The sequence below is a fragment of the Pseudarthrobacter sp. genome (assembly GCF_036675385.1).
GTDB lineage: Bacteria > Actinomycetota > Actinomycetes > Actinomycetales > Micrococcaceae > Arthrobacter.
The window spans coordinates 1-13,327 of sequence record NZ_JAKFFD010000196.1 but is presented as its reverse complement, the minus strand read 5'-3'; the positions used below and the strand labels follow the sequence as shown (position 1 = coordinate 13,327).

General features: G+C 63.9%; 12 protein-coding genes. 3 read left to right on the top strand and 9 right to left on the bottom strand.

All coding sequences use genetic code 11. The features are described from left to right. The 9 genes from V6M49_RS16770 to V6M49_RS16730 all read right to left on the bottom strand — a co-directional run. On the bottom strand, positions 1 to 1,276 hold a 1,276-nt coding region (locus V6M49_RS16770), incomplete at its 3' end, for an ABC transporter permease (RefSeq protein ID WP_332762158.1). Further along, the gene (locus V6M49_RS16765; RefSeq protein WP_332762156.1) at positions 1,273 to 2,640 is read right to left on the bottom strand and encodes an ABC transporter permease; all 1,368 of its coding nucleotides are present in this window, start codon (positions 2,638 to 2,640) and stop codon (positions 1,273 to 1,275) included. The genes V6M49_RS16765 and V6M49_RS16770, both read right to left, overlap by 4 nt. Next, on the bottom strand, positions 2,633 to 4,291 hold the full coding sequence (locus tag V6M49_RS16760) for an ABC transporter ATP-binding protein (RefSeq protein ID WP_246848739.1): 1,659 nt from the start codon (positions 4,289 to 4,291) through the stop codon (positions 2,633 to 2,635). The genes V6M49_RS16765 and V6M49_RS16760 overlap by 8 nt, the downstream gene beginning before the upstream one ends. A 177-nt stretch (positions 4,292 to 4,468) precedes the next feature. Then, positions 4,469 to 5,578 (bottom strand): BMP family lipoprotein, encoded by a 1,110-nt coding sequence (locus V6M49_RS16755; RefSeq protein ID WP_442959753.1) that lies wholly within the window; start codon positions 5,576 to 5,578, stop codon positions 4,469 to 4,471. A 295-nt stretch (positions 5,579 to 5,873) separates the two neighbouring features. Beyond that, positions 5,874 to 6,896 carry an NADP-dependent oxidoreductase gene (locus tag V6M49_RS16750; protein WP_332762152.1) on the bottom strand — a complete coding sequence of 341 codons (1,023 nt, stop codon included), beginning with the start codon at positions 6,894 to 6,896 and terminating at the stop codon, positions 5,874 to 5,876. Next, positions 6,893 to 7,324, bottom strand: coding sequence for an organic hydroperoxide resistance protein (locus V6M49_RS16745; RefSeq protein ID WP_332762150.1), 432 nt, complete (start codon positions 7,322 to 7,324; stop codon positions 6,893 to 6,895). Before V6M49_RS16745 ends, V6M49_RS16750 begins: the two co-directional genes overlap by 4 nt. Before the next feature lie 45 nt (positions 7,325 to 7,369). Continuing rightward, positions 7,370 to 7,804 carry a MarR family winged helix-turn-helix transcriptional regulator gene (locus V6M49_RS16740; protein WP_332762149.1) on the bottom strand — a complete coding sequence of 145 codons (435 nt, stop codon included), beginning with the start codon at positions 7,802 to 7,804 and terminating at the stop codon, positions 7,370 to 7,372. 180 nt (positions 7,805 to 7,984) lie between these two features. After that, positions 7,985 to 9,184, bottom strand: a complete 1,200-nt coding sequence (locus V6M49_RS16735; RefSeq protein ID WP_332762148.1) for an amidohydrolase — start codon at positions 9,182 to 9,184, stop codon at positions 7,985 to 7,987. Positions 9,185 to 9,271: 87 nt separating this feature from the next. Further along, a complete protein-coding gene (locus V6M49_RS16730; RefSeq protein ID WP_104060961.1) occupies positions 9,272 to 10,405 on the bottom strand; it encodes a mannose-1-phosphate guanylyltransferase in 1,134 nt (377 codons plus the stop codon). 256 nt (positions 10,406 to 10,661) lie between these two features. Here V6M49_RS16730 and sdhC point away from each other — a divergent pair, with 256 nt between their 5' ends. The 3 genes from sdhC to sdhA all read left to right on the top strand — a co-directional run. Beyond that, a complete protein-coding gene (gene sdhC, locus V6M49_RS16725; RefSeq protein ID WP_082576094.1) occupies positions 10,662 to 11,042 on the top strand; it encodes a succinate dehydrogenase, cytochrome b556 subunit in 381 nt (126 codons plus the stop codon). Between the two features lie 3 nt (positions 11,043 to 11,045). After that, a complete protein-coding gene (locus tag V6M49_RS16720; protein WP_141139832.1) occupies positions 11,046 to 11,507 on the top strand; it encodes a succinate dehydrogenase hydrophobic membrane anchor subunit in 462 nt (153 codons plus the stop codon). A gap of 104 nt (positions 11,508 to 11,611) precedes the next feature. After that, on the top strand, positions 11,612 to 13,327 hold a 1,716-nt coding region (sdhA, locus tag V6M49_RS16715; RefSeq protein WP_332762144.1), incomplete at its 3' end, for a succinate dehydrogenase flavoprotein subunit.

Sequence of the window (13,327 nt, the reverse complement as noted above, 5' to 3'; positions counted from 1 at the left end):
CCACCAGCCCGGCCACGGCCAGCACCGTCACCAGGTAGGGCAGCATGGCCATGAACTGGCTCGGCACCGGGGTTCCGATGATGGTCACAATGCTCTGCAGGTTGTCCGCAAAGCCGAACAACAGGGCTGCGAAGAACGCGCCGATCGGGTTCCAGCGTCCGAAGATCAGCGCGGCGAGTGCGATGAAGCCTCGTCCGCCGGAGATCTCCTTCGTGAAGCTGTCGATCGCCACGAGCGTGAAGAACGAGCCACCGATTCCTGCAATGGCACCACCCAGGGTCACGTTCCAGAAGCGCGTGGCGTTGACCTTGATGCCCATCGTGTCGGCTGCCTGCGGGTGTTCACCCACAGCGCGGACCCGCAGGCCCCACTTGGTTTTGAACAGCCCAACCCAGACAACGATGACGGCGACGTACATCAGATAGCCCACCAGCGACTGCTTGAACAGGATGGGGCCGAGGATCGGGATTCCGGAGAGGATGGGAATCTGGACGATGTCCAGACCGGGCGGTGAGTTGAACTTGGCTTTGTCCGCCTGCATAACAGTGCTGAACAGGAAGCCGGTGACGCCGGAAATCAGGACGTTGAGCACCACGCCGACGATGATTTGGTTGACCAGGTACTTGATGCTGAACACCGCAAGCACCATGGACACCGCCGCGCCCGCCACAGCTGCCGCAAGCAGGCCCACGAAGGGGTTCTGCGTAATACTGGCTACGATTGCCGCAGTGAAGGCGCCGCCCAGGAGTTGGCCTTCGATGGCGATGTTGACTACCCCTACCCGCTCGCACAGCACGCCGGACAAAGAGCCGAACACCAGCGGGACGGCCAGGGTGACCGAACCGGCGATGAGGCCAGCCAGTGAAATGCTGGGCGTCCGGGCACCGCCCACCACCCAGATGAGGAAGGCTGCCACAAACAGCACCGTAAAAGTGACGGTCAGCCAGGCCGGCGTGGGCAGGGCCTTGGTCTTCAGGAAGACGGAGTAGGCCGCCAGCCCAAGCATCAGGACCGAGAGAATGATGCCGCCCGGCATTGCGGGAATTTCCAGCACGGGCAGTTGGAAAAAATCCCCGCCGGTGGAAATTCCGAACCTTGCGGTCTGGGCTGGTCCCATCAGGCCGAAGAAAATGAAAGCGACGAGTCCCAGCGCCGAGAGCAGGACTGGGGTTTTCCAGAGAACCGGTTTGCCGGATGTTGTCTGGGCCTCCTCGGCCTGGGGCGCTGTGCCGGGCGTTCCGCGTCCCGGCAGGGGCGAAGTTGCTGTTGCGCTCATGCTGCGCCTCCGGTGGTTGCTGCCTGCTGGGATTTTCCGGCCCTGGCCGGCTTCTTGCGGCGGGGGTTCAGCCCGAAGACTGCCCGCACCAGCGGCGGGGCCGCGATAAAGAGGACGATCAGGGACTGGACCACCAGGACGATGTCGATGGGGGTGCCCGTCTGGATCTGCATCTGGACGGCTCCTGCGCGGAAGGCGCCGAACAGTAGGCCGGCCGCAAAGGTGCCCCACGGCGTCGAACGTCCCAGCAGCGCCACCGTGATGGCGTCAAACCCGTACGTTGCCGCGACGCCGTCGGTCAGGACCTTTTCCGTGCCTGCCACCTGAGCCACACCGGACATTCCCGCCAGCGCACCGGCGATGGCCATGACCAGGATGGTGGACCGGGAGACGTTGATTCCGGCGGTCAGGGCAGCCTTCGGATTGGCTCCCACGGCCCGGAATTCAAAGCCGACGGTGGAGCGGTTCAGCAGCCACCACACCAGGACGGTGGCCGCGATGGCCAGGACGAAGCCCAGGTGCAGGCGATACTGGGAGCCGAAAATCTGGGGGTACAGGGCGGTTGCGTCCAGGATGGGCGAGATCGGGTTGGACTCCCCCGGACGCTGGAACGCCGGAGTGTTCAGCAGGTATCCCAGGAAGTACAGCGCTATGTAGTTGAACATGATGGTCAGGATGACTTCGTGGGCACCTGTCCGGGCCTTCAGGAGACCAACCAGGCCACCCCAGAGGGCGCCTCCCACGATGCCTGCCACAAGGACGAGCAACAGGTGCAGGCCCAACGGAAGGTGCAGGGCGAAACCGACCCAGCCCGCCAGGATGCCGGCCATGATGATCTGGCCCTGGGCACCAATGTTGAACAGGCCGGCCCGGAACGCGAGCGCGACGCCGAGGCCTGCCGTGATAAGCGGTGTGGCGATGGTGAGGGTTTCCATCAGCGGCGCGAACTGGACCGCGAGGCTGGAACCCCGGGGGTTGAAGACCGAGCCCTGGAACAAGGCAATGTAGGACTGTGTGGCGGCCTGCCAGACAGCGGAGAGGAAGTCTGTGGGCCGGGCGAACAGATACGCCGAGGTGGTGCTGACGCGCTCGTCCGTGGCGGCGATCAACAGTCCGCCCAATACAAGGGCCAGCAGCACCGCCAGGACTGAAACCATGCCGCTGCCGGTGAAAATCTTCCGGAGCAGCGTGTCCGGCCCGCCGGGCAGCTTTCCGCTTTGGGCGCTGGCTGGTACGGCTGAAGGGCTGATGGCGCCGCCGGCCGTGTCCACGGCCACCCCGGCGGCGGTTTCGTCCGCCGCCGGGGTTGGCTCGTCCGCTTTCGCATGCTGGTCCGCATGCTTAGGGTGACGCTCTTCAGGCATGATCGCCTCCTTCGGCGCTGGAGGTTCCGCGGCGTTCTGCGGCGGCGGAGTCAGTCTTGTCAGCGGCTGATGTGTCAGCGCCGGTCTTGCTTACGCTCGTCGTGCCTGAGCCGGTCGTGTCAGGGCTCGACTTATCTGCGCTCGCAGCGTCCTCTGGTGAGATGCCTGCCATCATCAGGCCCAGGACGCCGCGTCCGGTCCCTGCCGGGACGATTCCCACCAGCTTGCCCTTGTAGAGCACGGCGATGCGGTCGGCGAGTTCCATGACTTCGTCCAGTTCGGTGGAGATGATCATGACAGGCGTGCCCTGGTCGCGTTCCGCCACGATCCGTTTATGAAGGAACTCGATGGACCCGACGTCCACACCCCGGGTGGGCTGCGAGGCAATGAAGAGCCGCAGCGGCCGGGACAGCTCCCGTGCCATGACCACCTTTTGCTGGTTGCCGCCCGAGAGCGTGCCGGCCGCCAGCAGGCCCGAGGGTGTCCGGACATCGAACTCGTCGATCCGTGATTTGGCGTTCTCCAGGACCTTCGCCGGACTCATGCTGATGCCCTTGGCAAACGGCGGCTGATCGTACCGGTCAAGAATCAGGTTTTCGGCGATCGAGAACGTGCCGATGAGGCCGTCAACAGACCTATCTTCCGGAACGAAGCCGACGCCGGCGTTAAGGACCTCCTTCACACTGCGGCCAACAAGTTCCACATCGTCCAGGAGGATGGAGCCGTGCACGCGGTCCTGGAGTCCGAGGATGGCCTCGGTGAGTTCGGTCTGGCCGTTGCCTTGCACGCCTGCGACGGCCAGGATCTCTCCGCGGGCAATGTCGAAGCTGAGGCCGTCCACGGTGTGCTGCCCGTTCGGGGCGATGACAGTGAGGTCTTTGACCTGGAAAGTCTTCTCTTTGGGGGTGGCGGGTGCCTTCTCGAGTGTGAGGCTGACGGCGCGGCCCACCATCATGGAGGCCAGCTCCGCGGTGGAGGCGCCTGGATGCGCCGAACCAACAACCTTGCCCCGCCGGATCACGGTGATCGTGTCCGAGACAGCCTTCACCTCGCGCAGCTTGTGCGAGATGAAGACTATCGAGGTTCCGTTGGACTTGAGCTGGCGCATGATGTCCAGCAGTTCGTCGGTTTCCTGGGGCGTCAGCACTGCCGTGGGTTCATCCAGGATGAGGACCCTGGCGTCGCGGACCAGGGCTTTGATAATTTCCACCCGCTGCTGGACGCCCACCGGGAGGTCCTCCACCAGGGCGTCGGGGTCGACGTCGAACCCGTAGCGGTCGGAGATCTCCTTGATCTTGCGCCGCGTGTCGTCCAGGTTGAGGAAACCGCCGGCTTTGGTGGACTCGGCGCCGAGCGCCACATTCTCGGCCACGGTAAACACGGGAACGAGCATAAAGTGCTGGTGCACCATGCCGATGCCGGCGGCCATGGCGTCTCCGGGGCCGCGGAAGTAAACCGGTTTGTCGTCGATGAGGATTTCGCCCTCAGAGGGCTCGTAGAGCCCGTACAGCACATTCATCAGGGTGGACTTGCCGGCCCCGTTCTCGCCCAGCAGACAGTGAATCTGTCCGGGTTCAACCACCACGTCGATGTGATCGTTGGCGAGCAGGGAGCCGAAGCGTTTGGTGATCCCTCTGAGTTCAAGTTTCAAAACTCTGACCAATCTCGAAGCGTCCGGTGAATCCCCACCGGACGGGATAAGTGGCTGCAGCACCAGCCTAGTGCGTGCAGTCCTGCGTGGGCGGTCTCGCCGACGCGGAATTCCAACGAAAAGCGCCACCACCCGGCCAGTCGATGACCATCCGGGGGTGGCGCTTAGCGAGGATGACTAAGCCTTGGGGCTTGCCGCAGATACGACCTTCAGCTTGCCGTCGATGATGTCCTTCTTGAGCTGGTCCAGCTCGGACTTCAGGTCGGACGGGACCTGCCCGTCGAAGCTGTGGAAAGGTGCCAGCTGGACGCCGTCGTTCGCCAAGGTGCCGACGTATGGCGTGTTGGTGAACTTGCCTTCCTTGTCGTCCTTGACCACGGTTTCAACGGCTTCGCCCATAAGCTTCATGACCGAGGAAAGCATGATGTCCTTGTATTCGGGTGCGGTCAGGAATCCGTCGGAGTCAACCCAGATCATCTTGACGTCCTTGCCGGCCGCTTTCGCCTCCATCAGGGCTGCTCCGGCTCCCTTGCCTACCGGACCGGCGACGGGCATCACAATGTCCGCGCCCTGGTCAAGGAAGTTTTGGGTGAGCTGCTTGCCCTTGTCCTGCTTTTCAAAGTCGCCCGTGAAGCTGCCATCCTGCGCCGTCTTGTCCCAGCCAAGGACCTTGACGTCCTTGCCCTTCTGCTCGTTGTAGTACTTGACGCCGTCGGCAAACCCATCCATGAAAATGGTCACGGTGGGAATCTCCCTGCCGCCGAATGTGGCCACACTTCCTGTCTTGGTGGTGCCTGCTGCCAGGTAACCGGCCAGGAAGGCTGCCTGGGCGGTGTCGTAGATGATCGGCTTGACGTTACTGATGGGCGGGTCGTAGCCGAAGTCGATGATGGCAAAGTGGCGGTCCGGGTTGTCCGTAGCCTGCTTCTTGGTGGCATCACCCAGCAGGAAGCCGACGGTCAGGGTGAGATCGCAGTTGGCGGCAACCATGGCGCGGAGGTTTGGCTCGAAGTCGTTGTTGGTCTTGGACTCGACCTGGTTGACCTTGATGCCCAGGTCTGTCTCGGCCTTCTTCAGTCCCTCGTAGGAGGACTGGTTGAACGACTGGTCATCGAATCCGCCGGAGTCCGAGACGATGCAGCCGGTGTAGTCGCTCGCTGTTGCGGTGGCGGTGCCTCCAGCGTCAGGTGCCGCGCCGCAGCCGGTCAGCAGGAGTGCTGTGGCACCCACTGAGGCCATGCCTGCCATTGAACCGCGCTTGAACTTAGCGCGCAGTGTGTTCTTCAAATTTCCTCCAGGGAGAGAGTGGCGCTACGACTCGAATTCAATGAGTGTCCGTTTCTACACTGAAATTCTGTTTTCACTGAGGGCTTCGCAGCACTGCGCCGAAGCGCCTGATACAAGCAACATTAGTGGGCTGCAACACATCCGCTACCACATTGGCGCCGGATCCCGAAGATTGTTGAGAATTTGTTACCAACCAGTAGAAGTCGTCTTGGCTGCGCCCCTCCTTTAAGCGCGAACGGACACTTGGGGCCCGCCCGGGAGGGGCCCCAAGTGTCTGTTTGCGCTGGTGGGGAGCTTAGAGGCGCACCAGCATCTTGCCGGTGTTCGCGCCGTCGAGCAGATCCATGAAGGCCTGGGGAGCATTCTCCAGTCCGTCCACCACGGTCTCGTCATACCGGACTGAACCTTCCGCCAGCCAGGCTGACATCTTGCCGAAGAATTCAGCGCTGTGCTTGCGCTGTCCGCTGACCAGGAACCCCCGCAGGGTGAGCTGCTTGCCGATGGCAAGGGCGAGGTTCCGCGGCGCCGGCGTGGGTTCGGTGGAGTTGTACTGGGCTATCGCGCCGCACATGGCCACACGGCCGCCCACATTCAGGACCGCCAGGGCAGCCTCCAGATGATCGCCGCCCACGTTGTCGAAGTACACGTCAATACCTGCTGGTCCTGCGGCTTGGACAAGCTGTTCCCGCACCGGCCCGTCGTTGTAGTTGAACGCCGCGTCGAAGCCCAGTTCCAGGAGCCGGGCCACCTTCTCCGCGGTTCCCGCGCTGCCGATGACCCTGGAAGCGCCCATCGCCTTAGCGATCTGGCCCACAAGAGAGCCCACGGCACCCGCCGCACCTGACACGAACACGGCATCGCCGGGCTTGAACTCCGCCACTTTGAGCAGGCCGGCGTACGCCGTCAGGCCGGTCATGCCCAGCGCACCAAGGAACGCCGACGCCGGCGCAAGGTCCGTGCGGGCAACCGAGGTTGCGTCTGCGTCCAGGACCGCGAATTCCCGCCAGCCCAGTTGATGGACGACGGCGTCCCCCACCTTCCGCCCCTCGGCCCTGGACGCGATGACCTCACCGATGGCGCCGCCGTCGAGCGCTGCATCCAGGGCGAAAGGAGCCGAGTACGACTTGACGTCGTTCATGCGGCCGCGCATATAGGGGTCCACGGAAATGTAGCGGTTGCGGACCAGGATCTGGCCATCCTGAAGCTCCGGCAGTTGTGACTCTGCCAGCCGGAAGTTTTCGGGAACGGGACGCCCTACCGGGCGTGAAGCCAGGCGGATTTCCCGGGTGGATGTTGGAAGTGCCGTTGTCACGCTCATGCTGCGAACTCCAGGATCTTGATGTCCACCGTCATGTTTCCGCGGGTGGCGTTGGAGTATGGGCAGATCTGATGCGCCTGGGCCACCAGGGACTCGGCCGTGGCGAGATCCAGGGCCGGAACCGCGATTTCCAGTTCAGCGGCGAGGCCGTAGCCCACGCCATCGTTCAGTGCGCCAAAGTGGATCTTGGCCGCCACGGCTGAATCGGTCAGGTCTGCGCGCTCCTTGCGCCCCACGAGGCGGAGCGCCGAGTGGAAGCATGCCGCGTAACCGGCGGCAAAAAGCTGCTCCGGATTGGTTCCCTGGCCATCACCGCCCAGCTCCACGGGGCTGGCAAGACTGACATCCAGCTTGCCGTCGTTTGTGCGTGCGTTGCCGTCGCGGCCTTCGCCGGAAGCCAGGGCCTCGGCAGTGTAGAGAGTCTTCATATGTGGTCCGTCCTGTTGGATGTGGATAACGGAAATCTTGGGCGCTTAGTGCGCGCGGTGAAGGGCTTCGGTGAGCCTTTCAAGAGTGGTGCGAAGCTGTTCCAGCTCATCGGCCGACAACCCGGCGGCGTCCGCAAGGTGCCGTGGAATCCCGCTGGCCTTACTGCTGAGCGAGCGTCCAGCCGGCGTCAGGTGGACTGCAACACGGCGCTCATCTTCCCCGGACCGGCGGCGCTCCACGAGCCCCATGGCCTCAAGCCGCTTGAGCAGCGGCGACAGTGTGCCGGAGTCAAGGCCCAGTTCCTCGCCGAGCTCCTTGACGCCCTTCGGCTCCGCTTCCCAGAGGACCAGCATCACCAGATACTGCGGGTACGTCAGGCCGAGGTCCTCCAAGACGGGGCGGTAGACCGCTGTTGCCGCGCGGGACGCGGAGTACAGCGCAAAACACACCTGGCGGTCGAGGCGGGGGGCTTCAGTCATACCTAAGACGATAGTCCACAATTCAATTGTGCACAACTTACTTCGCCAAAGGGACGCGCGGACGAGCAGATAACACCCTCAAAACCGGGAGTTGAGGGTGTTATCTGCCAGTTCGCGCGGGAGGGCGAGGGCTTAAGTGTCCGTTCGCGCCAGGGGGTTGGGTAGCTCGGGGCGCGGGGGCTAGAGGTCGCGGATGGTCCGGAGGGCTGCTGCCGTGAGGACCTGGATACCCAGGCCCAGGGCGCGTTCGTCCAGGATGTAGTCACCGCGGTGCAGGTCGTACTCTTCGCCGCCGGGGGTCTTGGTGCCCAGGCGCATCATGGCGCCGGGACGTTCAGCCAGGAACCAGGCGAAGTCTTCGCCGCCCATGGACTGCGGTGTAAGCACCACTGCGCCCTCGCCGATTTCCGCGCGCGCCGCGGCCTCGATCAGTGCGGTCTCGTGCTCCGAGTTGACCACCGGCGGCACTCCCCTGGTGTGCTCCAGGCGTACTTCGACGCCGTAGGGCGCGGCCACCTGATGCACCACTTCGTCCAGGAGCTCGCCGGCGTCCTTCCAGGCATCGCGGTCCAGGCAGCGCATGGTCCCGGCCATGAAGCCCGTGCCGGGAATGGCGTTCGGCGCCGATCCGGCGGAGATATGGCCCCACACCACGGACACCCCGCTGCGGACGTCAACGCGGCGGGACAGCACAGCCGGAACATTCACTGCGATCTGTGCCAGGACGAACACGAGGTCCTCCGTCAGGTGCGGACGGGAGGTATGGCCGCCGCGGCCGCTCAGCTCGATCCTGATGGTGTCCGAGGCGGAAGTGATGGCGCCGATGCGCGTACCGATGCGTCCGACGTCGATCCTTGGATCGCAGTGCAGCGCCAGGATGCGGGGCACACCCTCCAGGACACCCTGCTCGATGCAGGACAGCGCACCGCCGGGCATGGTCTCCTCCGCCGGCTGGAAGATGATCCGGACAGTGCCGGCAAGGGGCGCTTCCAGGTGCATGCGCTGGAGGACCAACGCCACGCCCAGCATGGCGGCGGTGTGGACGTCGTGGCCGCAGGCATGCGTGACGCCATGGTTCTTCGAGGCAAACGGCAGCCCCGTTTCCTCGATGATGGGCAGGGCGTCAATGTCGCCCCGGAGCGCTGTGGCGATGGGACCCTCGCCGATGTCGACGGTGAGGCCGGTGCCTTCAAGCCGCCGCGGAGCCAGTCCGGCGGCTTCGAGCCGCTCCACAAGCTTGTCTGTGGTGCGGAATTCCTTGAAGGAAAGCTCGGGGTGCGCGTGCAGATCCCGGCGGAAGTCGATCAGCTCCGGCAGGAGGGGTTCCAACCATGGCCGCACTAATGCGGTGGGCTCGGCTTCAGTAGTGTAATTACGCACTCATTTACTCTAGCGAGCGTCCACGGAATAGCGTCATCAGGGCGGGCGCGTTACAGATTGTGCCGCGCCTGGACACTCCCGACCGGGTTACAGAACGTCGGTGTCGCCACTGGCCTTGAGCGCGTCAACGGCTCCCTTGACCCGCTGCGCGTGCTGCTTGGTGGTCACCAGGAGGGCATCGCCCGTGTCAACGATGACCACATCTTTGATGCCGATCAGGGCGATCACGCGCTTCGTGTCCGAAACCACCACACCGCTGGCGTTTTCAGTGAAAACCCGGGCGCCTTCACCGATAACGGTGACGTCATCGACTTCCCGCGCACTGTTGAGCCGGCCCACCGAAGCAAAGTCCCCGACGTCGTCCCATCCGAAGGTGCCCGGCACAACGGCGACATCGCCGGCAGCGGCGGCGGGCTCCGCCACCGCATAGTCAATGGCGATCTTGGGCAACGTGGGCCAGACGCGGGCTGTGACGACATCACGTTCGGGAGTGTCCCAAGCCTGGGCGATCTCCTGCAGGCCCTTGAACAGCTCCGGCTGGTTGGCCTCAAGGTGCCTCAGCATCAGGGCAACGGGAGCCACGAACATTCCTGCGTTCCAGACATACTCACCGCTGTCCACATACTGCTGGGCAACTTCCTCGTCCGGCTTCTCCACGAACTCCACCACGGCCTGGGCGCTGGGGGCACCTTCGATGTTGAGTGCCTCGCCGGCGCGGATGTAACCGAAACCGGTGGACGGGTGGGTCGGCTTGATGCCGATGGTCACGATCTTGCCGGCGGCGGCCGTGTGGATGGCCTCGCGGACGGCCTGCTGGAACAGGTGGTCAGGACTGATGACCTGGTCAGCGGCGAAGGAACCCATGATGGTGTCCGGGTCACGCTGGTACAGGATGGCGGCAGCCAGGCCGATGGCGGCGCCGGAATCCTTGGGCTCACTCTCCAGGACCAGGTCCGACTCCTGGACCTCGGGCAGCTGGCGGCATACGGCGGCCCGGTGTGCAGTGCCGGTCACCACGAGGACACGCCTGCCGGCCAGCGGCTCGAGGCGGTCGTAGGTGGCGCGCAGCAAAGTGCTGCCGGACCCGGTGAGGTCATGGAGGAATTTGGGAGCTGCTGCCCGCGACAGGGGCCAGAGGCGGGTCCCCACTCCGCCTGCCGGAATGACCGCAATAAAGCGGTTCAGGGGTGAATCCGGGCTTGTCACTTTGTCTGTACTCATCACGGCTACTTTAGCTGACGAGCCGTGAACTGCCCTTTCAGAACCCTCCGCCAACCCCCGCGGGCGCGCCATGGTGTGGTGTTCGTCTCATCTGCAGGCAAAACGCAGGCATTGCGGGGTCACCAAGGAGTTCCTAAATTGAATAAGCTGTGAGCGAAGCCTAGATTTAGGCCTGAGCTACGAGTTGCTCTCGCAGCAGGCGTTCCCCCCGCGTGGATCTCATGCCAGCGCCGCTGTGTTGCAGGGAGGTTTATCAGTGCCGACAAAACCAGCTGGCACCTTGTACCGCGGCCGTGAAGGCATGTGGTCCTGGGTAGGACACCGGATTACCGGTGTAGTGATCTTTTTCTTCTTGTTGGTCCATGTGCTGGACACCTCATTGGTGCGTGTGTCCCCGGAGGCCTACACGGCTGTTATCGGTGCCTACAAGAACCCCCTTATGGCCCTGGGTGAAACGGGCCTGGTTGCCGCGATTGTCTTCCACGCCTTTAACGGCCTGCGGATCATCGCCGTCGACTTCTGGAAGAAGGGCGCCAAGTACCAGCGCCAGATGCTGTGGACCGTCCTGGCCCTGTGGGTAGTGGTTATGGTCGGCTTCTCCATCCGCCACCTTTCCCTCGCACTCGGAGGTCACTGAGCCATGACTGCAACGATCGACAGCCCACGCAGTGGGAAAATCTCCCCCCAGTACCGCCGCACCGGCGCAAGCCGGGGCAACTTCGAAATGTTCGCCTGGCTGTTCATGCGCCTTTCCGGCGTAGTGCTGGTGGTGCTCATCTTCGGGCACCTCTTCGTGAACCTCCTGGTGGGCGAAGGCATCCACGCCATCGACTTCGGCTTCGTCGCCGGCAAGTGGGCTGACCCGTTCTGGCAGGTCTGGGACCTCGCCATGCTGTGGCTGGCCATGCTGCACGGTACCAACGGCGTACGCACCATCATCAACGACTACGCGGAGAAGGATTCCACCCGACTCTGGCTCAAGATCGTCCTCTACGCGGCCACCACCGTGATCATCGTCCTTGGCACCCTGGTGATCTTCACCTTCAACCCGTGCCCCGTGGTTGACGGCGTTCCGCTGCCCGGCGGCTTCTGCCCCGCGTAGCCAGATCATCCGCTGCCCGCGGTGAGCCGCAGGCTGTATTTTGCGGTGCAGGCAACGCCCGCCCGTTGTTTTATAGCGAATTTTGAGAGAAAGAGCGCCCAAGTATGCAGGTCCATAAGTACGACGTCGTCATCGTCGGTGCCGGTGGCGCTGGCATGCGCGCCGCGATCGAGTCCGGTCAGCGCGCGCGAACAGCAGTACTGACCAAGCTCTACCCCACCCGCTCGCACACCGGTGCGGCGCAGGGTGGCATGTGTGCGGCCCTTGCCAATGTCGAAGAAGACAACTGGGAATGGCACACCTTTGACACCATTAAGGGCGGCGACTACCTGGTTGACCAGGACGCCGCCGAGGTCATGGCGAAGGAAGCCATCGACGCCGTGCTGGACCTGGAAAAGATGGGCCTGCCGTTCAACCGCACGCCCGAAGGCCGGATCGACCAGCGCCGCTTCGGTGGCCACACCCGCGACCACGGTAAGGCGCCCGTCCGTCGTGCCTGCTACGCAGCTGACCGCACCGGCCACATGATCCTGCAGACGCTGTACCAAAACTGCGTCAAGCACAACGTCGAGTTCTACAACGAGTACTACGTCCTTGACCTCCTGACGGTCGAGGAAGACGCTGTCCGCGAGGACGGCACGCCGTACAAGCAGAAGCGTGTTGCCGGCGTCGTGTCCTATGACCTCGCCTCCGGTGAGCTGCACGTGTTCCAGGCCAAGTCCGTGATCTTCGCTACCGGCGGCGCCGGCAAGGTATTCAAGACCACCTCCAACGCCCACACCCTGACCGGCGACGGCATGGGCATCGCGTTCCGCAAGGGCATTCCGCTGGAGGACATGGAGTTCTTCCAGTTCCACCCGACAGGCCTCGCCGGCCTGGGCATCCTGCTCTCCGAGGCCGCCCGCGGCGAGGGCGCCATCCTGCGAAACTCCGAGGGTGAGCGCTTTATGGAGCGCTACGCCCCCACCATCAAGGACCTTGCACCGCGTGACATCGTGGCCCGCTCCATGGCCAACGAAGTCCGTGAAGGCCGCGGCTGCGGTCCGAACAAGGACTACGTCCTCCTGGACCTGACCCACCTGGAGCCGGCTCACATCGACGCCAAGCTGCCGGACATCACCGAGTTCGCCCGCACCTACCTGGGCGTGGAACCGTACACGGAGCCGGTCCCGGTGTTCCCCACGGCGCACTACGCCATGGGCGGCATCCCCACCAACATCACCACCGAAGTCCTGCAGGACAACGACACCGTGGTCCCGGGCCTTTACGCCGCCGGCGAGGTCGCCTGCGTTTCGGTCCACGGCTCCAACCGCCTGGGCACCAACTCACTGCTGGACATCAACGTGTTCGGCAAGCGCGCCGGCATCGCCGCCGCGGAGTACGCCAAGACTGCTGACTTCGTGGACCTCCCGGAGGACCCGGAGGCTTACACCATCGAGCTGCTGGACATTGCCCGCAACGGCACCGGCGACGAGAAGGTGGCGGTGATCCGCAAGGAACTCCAGGACACCATGGACGCCAACATGCAGGTGTTCCGTACGGCTGACACGCTGAACCAGGTCCTGAGGGACATCGAGTCCTTCGAGGCGCGGTACAAGAAGATCAGCGTCCAGGACAAGGGCAAGCGCTTCAACCTGGACCTGCTCGAGGCCGTTGAGCTGGGCTTCCTGCTGGAACTGGCCAAGGTCATGACCGTGGCGGCCCTGCACCGTGAGGAATCCCGCGGCGGACACTTCCGCGAGGACTTCCCGGAACGCGACGACGAAAAATTCATGAAGCACTCCATGGCGTACAAGGATGACCACGCCCCGGCCGACGGC

Excerpts from the sequence above, each read along its gene's own strand:
- V6M49_RS16765 (WP_332762156.1), bottom strand. The coding sequence starts at position 2,640 with ATGCCTGAAGAGCGTCACCCTAAGCATGCGGACCAGCATGCGAAAGCG.
- V6M49_RS16730 (WP_104060961.1), bottom strand. The coding sequence starts at position 10,405 with ATGAGTACAGACAAAGTGACAAGCCCGGATTCACCCCTGAACCGCTTT.
- V6M49_RS16740 (WP_332762149.1), bottom strand. The coding sequence starts at position 7,804 with ATGACTGAAGCCCCCCGCCTCGACCGCCAGGTGTGTTTTGCGCTGTAC.
- V6M49_RS16750 (WP_332762152.1), bottom strand. The coding sequence starts at position 6,896 with ATGAGCGTGACAACGGCACTTCCAACATCCACCCGGGAAATCCGCCTG.
- V6M49_RS16720 (WP_141139832.1), top strand. The coding sequence starts at position 11,046 with ATGACTGCAACGATCGACAGCCCACGCAGTGGGAAAATCTCCCCCCAG.
- V6M49_RS16745 (WP_332762150.1), bottom strand. The coding sequence starts at position 7,324 with ATGAAGACTCTCTACACTGCCGAGGCCCTGGCTTCCGGCGAAGGCCGC.